Consider the following 5,466-nt stretch of genomic DNA (forward strand, 5'->3'; position numbering starts at 1 on the left):
CAACCAGGACACCAATCAACCCACTTCTTACCCCTATACTCCTGGGGGCTGAGTGAGACCTTAAGCACCGCCACTTAGGACCACCTTCTTCTCATTTGTGCTTAAAATGTGTTTAATAGCCCACTTAACCTCAGTCCTAGTTATTGGCCTACCATTCCACTTAAGTACGTAGTGGGTTGGTTCAATACCGGCATTAAGCTTCATTAATTGAGCCGCTTGGGCAGTGTAATTGGCTTCAAGGTTAATGATCATTTTCTTACCCTCAAGTAGCTTCCTAATGAGGTTTCTTGGATATGGGTTAAACATCCTAACTTGAATCACCTGAATATTAATGCCCTCACTCTTCAATTCCTGTAAGGCATCAACGGCTGGGCCCTTTGGTGAACCCCACGTGACTACTGCAATGTCGGATTCATCACCGTAAACCTTAAGCCTCTGCTCCTCTGGAATCTCCCTATCAGCTGTCTCAAGCTTCCTAAGCCTCTTCTCATACATCCTAATCCTATTCTCACTCTCCTCCGTTATTATACCGTACTCATTATGCTCATCACCACTGTAATGCATTACTGCATAGCCCAATGGGACCCTTGGTGATATACCATCATCAGTGAACTCAAACCTCTTATAGTCATTAACCTCCTTAAACATTAACTTACCCCTATCAATAATCTTCTTACTCCTATAATCCAACTCCTCCTCATCAATTATTGAGTATGAGTTAGCCAGGAACTTATCAACTAGGTGTATTACTGGGGTTTGATAGCGTTCAGCTAGGTTAAGTGACCATATTGCATCCCAGAAGGCCTCCACATGATCCCCAGACGCTATAACTATCCTTGGGAATTCACCGTGGCTAACATTAACGGCGAAGAGTAAGTCAGCCTGCTGCCCCCTAGTGGGCATACCGGTGGATGGAGCACCCCTCATGTAGTATGTTATGACTACCGGCGCCTCATTCATACCAGCCCAACCAATACCCTCAGCCATCAGTGAGAAACCTGGCCCGGAGGTTGCCGTGGCTGCTCTAACCCCTGTTAATGCTGCTCCAATAGCCATATTCACTGCGGATAACTCATCCTCTGATTGGAATACGAGTACGCCGGCTTTACGTAATTCCTTGGTTTCAGGGTCAATGACGTCAACGACCTCGTTATCCTCAATGAACATGCTTTCATCAGCGGCTGGGGTTATTGGGTAGTAGGTTTGCACCCTTAAGCCCCCTGCAATCTTACCTATAGCCACCGCCGTATTACCATCTAATTGAACCCTATGCCCCTTAACTGGTATTTCAGATAGGTTGTAGGCTGGTTGAACAAGGTCATAACTCTTCTCTGAAGCCCTCTCATTCATCTTAATGTAGAGTTCATTCCTGAAGAAGACCCTTATGGCTGCCTTTAAGTAATCTAGTTTAATGCCAAGTAGCCTTAATGATACTGCTGAGGCTATTAGGTTCCTAGCCCTATCCACAACAGATACTGGAAGCTTGAGTTCACCGGCAATCTCGCTTATTATCTTACTGTAGTCAACTGGAATAACCTTAACACCCCTATTGGCTGCATAGTTTAAGGCATCCTTTATTGATGTACCATAGCCACTTGAGGTGAGAATCTTCTCAATTTTCTCAGCCCTCTCAGGCTCCATACTCTGCACTGCACTTATCTTAGTGCCCTCAAGGGCCTTATCATATATTATGTAGTCCTTAACCTCAGTGAAGTGTTGGAAGACGGTCTCGGCGTCAAAGGTGGCCAGTATGTTTACCTCATCGGATAGGCTATTCATTTTAACGTCACTTATAGTTAGGTTGAAGTAGCTATGCCTACCCTTAATGTTTGAGTGGTACTCCCTATTACCGTAAATGTAGTATCCAGCCCTAGCCACTGCATTACCGAATATGCTTGCCGACGTATCAACACCACTCCCCTGAGCCCCACCTATCATCCACGTTAATTTAACAGTCATAAACCTCACCTAAATAATCCCCTTGATATTTTTAAATCTTTCTAAGTAAACTGCTTGACTATTAGCAATATATTTCACATAAAAGTCAACAATGAAATAGATTTAGCTAAAGATGATTTATGGACTAATGTAGATTGTTTCTTTGCTTACGTTAAATATTACTTAATTTCTTGGGCATTACCTTAAACACATCATTCAGCCTTGGCATAGGTCATCAAGCTCAGGGCCGTCTGGGTTCATCACACTTAAGGCAACTCAACGGGGCTTAAACGCTTAACTATCATTAGTTATTAGGCGCCTAGCCCTAACCCTCCCCATAATCATCCTAATAACCCCACCCCTACTGCAACCACCTACACTAAGCCTACTAACTGAACCAATGAAGAAGTCACTTAGCGGTGGAGTAACCTTAACACTCCTCCCGATGGATAAGGCGGCTACGGTTACAAGCCTCTTACCCAATGGGTTACTAATCCTCTTAGCCTCATTAATCTGGGTTGTGCACTGTATGTAAAGCATTGCCTCAACATTAGCATCCCTGGCTATTGAGACGCCGTCGGTGGTGTTCCTATGGGCTAGGTAAAGGTAATAGAGTAAATCACTCACAGTGGGTGATGTTGAACCATCAATAATCACGAACACGTCGGCATCCATATCCTTTAGCAACCTACTCAATGCCTCCTCATTAAGCGGCTCCTCAAGGAGCATTGTGTAGGCTATGAATTGAGCCTCCTCACCATCACCCAGCCTAAGCCTAATTGGTTCAATCACTGTAATTAACCTGTATTGGGTTTATTAAATTATCCTCCATGTATGTAGGATAGGAAGAGGATCACGTCACCATTGCTTAACCTTGTGTCAAGTCCATTAAGTAGCCTAATGTCGGTATCATTAATGGCAACGTATACGCCAGGCCAGAGGCCATCATCCTCAACAAGCCTCCTCCTCAACCTGGGGTTAGCGTTAGCTAATTGCCTAAGTAACTCCCTAAGCGTTGAACCACATTTAATATTCACATCAAGTGACTCTGAACCAGCAAATGAAATAAGTACGCCTGTGAACTTAACCTTAACCCTGCATTCCTCCACCATTACTACACATCATTACTGTTTATAAACCATACCTTAGAGTAATTACCATTATTCAGTGAAAGTAACTGTTTTTTAAGGCCTTAAAATTGAATCAATTCGTGAAAAATAACGATCAACTGTGGAGGCTGGGTGGGAGTGACTTGGGGCTTCTGGTTCACAGGGATTTTAAGGGTTTAGTGGATAAGACTATCATAATTAGGATTAGTTCATTCCTACGTAAATTCAAGAACATTAACATAATTGATTACACTGAACCTGACCCATTAACAGTGGTTAGGATGGCTAAAATACCTTATGATAATTTAGGCCTAGTTATGCTCGCCATGCTTGCCATACCGAGGGGTTTCGTTGCCTCCTACAGTGACTTAGCTGAACTCCTTAATATGACCCCACGGTTAATTGGCCTATTCGCCTCAAAGAATCCAATGCCAGTCCTTATTCCATGCCACAGGGTTATTAATAAGGATGGAGCAATAGGCGGGTACAGCGCATGGCATAGAGATGGTAGGGGTATTAAGGCTTTACTGCTAAGCATGGAGGACGTTAAGGTTAATGGAATGAAGGTTAGTAAGGATCACTTCGTGGATCCCAATGAACTTAAGGATAACTTCTATAGGATATATAATTACTACCATTCATTAATTAGCGAATACCACTCTAGCGAACAATCTGAATAACATCACCCTCACTTAACCCATACTCACTGGAGAAGCTTCCACCATTAATGGCCAACTCCAGGAAGCCCATACTATTGAAGAGGGCGGTGGCTTCACCCCTATTAACGTACCCATAAGACCTATTAATCCCAAGCCTAATCACCCTACCCTTAACGTTAACCGTAATGTAGTCGCCATAGCTTAGTTTAAACATACCCCTCCTAACGCTGGTGTATACGTTACCAAACTTATCCACGTAAACCACCTGCGCCTCAATAATGCCATTCCTCTCAATGGGCTTAGGCATAGTTAACTTAACGTAATCACTTACCAATGGTCCATAATCCCTAAAATCCACTAACCCAAGATACGCCGCGGCGGGTGCAAAAACGTCCCTACCGTGGAATGTTGATGAAACGTCACTCAGCATAATACTCCTATTGCTTATCTCCCTAACCTCCACCACACCATCATCTTCAGCAGCCATGGTTAAGACCCCGTTATCGGGACCTATGAAGTAGTAATTCCTACTCATTATTGCAATAGCCCTCCTACTCGTCCCAACACCTGGGTCAATAACAGCCACGTGAACACTACCCCTTGGGAAGTACCTGTAGGTTGCCCATAGTATGAAGGCTGCCCTACGTATATTGAAGGATGGCACATCATGGGTTACGTCAACTATTACTACGTTAGGGTTAATGCTTAGGATAACCCCCTTCATTGATGCTACGAAGTAGTCTCCATTACCGAAGTCGGTGAGCAGCGTTATTACACGCATGAGGGGGCGGTAAGGGCTTCTTTTTAAAGTAACCCAAGTAGGGTAAAATCAAAATTAAACATAACCCTACGTACTCATCATTAACCTCACCATTAATCTAATGCAGCTAATGGAGGCTGTGGAGGAGGCGATAATACTCATTACCACAATAGTGGCGGTTACCCTAATATTAACCTACGCCTCAGTTAGCTACGGTAACTACTCCCGTTACTTGATTGCTCATGAGGAGTTAGCTAATGTTATTCTTGAAGCCTACGGCTTCACGATAAGTAACTCAACGCTCATAGTGCTCGGTAACTTGGGTAGGATTAGCGCATACTTAGATGGCATATATGCATTAACCAATAATTCAGGTGTGGCAATAGGCATAAACTCAATCATAGGGTACTTAACTTACACAGTACTTAACCACAGTAATCCAATTATAATCAACGGTAGGCTACTCCTAGAACCTGGACACGCATTAATCATGGTTACTAAAGGGCACTACAGCGGCATATCAGTTAAAGTATGCCCAACCCAAGCATCAAATACATGTAATTGGGTAACGTTAAGGTGGATCATTACTGAATACAATAGTAATGGTACAGGTGAAGCACAAGCACCCAATGGCGGAGGAGGTTCAGTGGTAATAATGGTTACGAATGATTCACTGGGCATTCCATGGAGCGCCACTGTTAGCGTCAATGGCCCAGGCGGCTATACATACCAGAAGAGTGGTAGTGGGGATTATGCATGGATTCAATACTTAACAAACAGCCTACAGTACATTAACAGTTCAATAAATCTAACCAACTACCTGCTTAAGCAAGGGGACTCAGCGGTATATAGGGTTAACGGCAATTATTATGAATGCATAGTTAAGCCGACAGGCTACAGTAATGTTAAGAATGGTTCAATAATCTATGTTATTAATTGCTTCATAGGCAGTCAACTAGGTAATTGGGCAGTATTACTGAGTAGTAATGGCTTATCAGCA

Annotated in this window: 6 protein-coding genes; 2 read left to right on the plus strand and 4 right to left on the minus strand. The window is 43.3% G+C overall.

Going from position 1 to position 5,466, the window contains the following annotated elements; all coding sequences use genetic code 11:
* Positions 1-60 precede the first annotated feature (60 nt).
* The 3 genes from BP896_RS03330 to BP896_RS03340 form a co-directional block, all read right to left on the minus strand.
* On the minus strand, positions 61-1,959 hold the full coding sequence (locus BP896_RS03330; protein ID WP_291765620.1) for a 2-oxoacid:ferredoxin oxidoreductase subunit alpha: 1,899 nt from the start codon (positions 1,957-1,959) through the stop codon (positions 61-63).
* A gap of 273 nt (positions 1,960-2,232) precedes the next feature.
* A complete protein-coding gene (locus tag BP896_RS03335) occupies positions 2,233-2,730 on the minus strand; it encodes a hypothetical protein (protein ID WP_291765623.1) in 498 nt (165 codons plus the stop codon).
* Between the two features lie 29 nt (positions 2,731-2,759).
* On the minus strand, positions 2,760-3,050 hold the full coding sequence (locus tag BP896_RS03340; RefSeq protein ID WP_291765626.1) for a MoaD/ThiS family protein: 291 nt from the start codon (positions 3,048-3,050) through the stop codon (positions 2,760-2,762).
* 98 nt (positions 3,051-3,148) lie between these two features.
* Between BP896_RS03340 and BP896_RS03345 the strand changes: the two genes are divergently transcribed.
* Positions 3,149-3,727 carry an MGMT family protein gene (locus BP896_RS03345; RefSeq protein ID WP_291765629.1) on the plus strand — a complete coding sequence of 193 codons (579 nt, stop codon included), beginning with the start codon at positions 3,149-3,151 and terminating at the stop codon, positions 3,725-3,727.
* Here the strand turns inward: BP896_RS03345 and BP896_RS03350 are convergent.
* On the minus strand, positions 3,708-4,487 hold the full coding sequence (locus BP896_RS03350) for an SAM hydrolase/SAM-dependent halogenase family protein (RefSeq protein ID WP_291765632.1): 780 nt from the start codon (positions 4,485-4,487) through the stop codon (positions 3,708-3,710). The genes BP896_RS03345 and BP896_RS03350 overlap by 20 nt on opposite strands.
* A 100-nt stretch (positions 4,488-4,587) precedes the next feature.
* On the opposite strand from BP896_RS03350, the gene BP896_RS03355 reads away from it, so the two are divergent.
* Positions 4,588-5,466: hypothetical protein (locus BP896_RS03355; protein WP_291765634.1), on the plus strand; the 879-nt coding region annotated here is incomplete at its 3' end.

Origin of the sequence: Caldivirga sp. UBA161 (assembly GCF_002506515.1) — an archaeon.
Lineage (GTDB): Archaea > Thermoproteota > Thermoprotei > Thermoproteales > Thermocladiaceae > Caldivirga.

Coding starts and splice junctions, on each gene's coding strand:
- BP896_RS03330 (WP_291765620.1), bottom strand. CDS start 1,959: ATGACTGTTAAATTAACGTGGATGATAGGTGGGGCTCAGGGGAGTGGT.
- BP896_RS03340 (WP_291765626.1), bottom strand. CDS start 3,050: ATGGTGGAGGAATGCAGGGTTAAGGTTAAGTTCACAGGCGTACTTATT.
- BP896_RS03350 (WP_291765632.1), bottom strand. CDS start 4,487: ATGCGTGTAATAACGCTGCTCACCGACTTCGGTAATGGAGACTACTTC.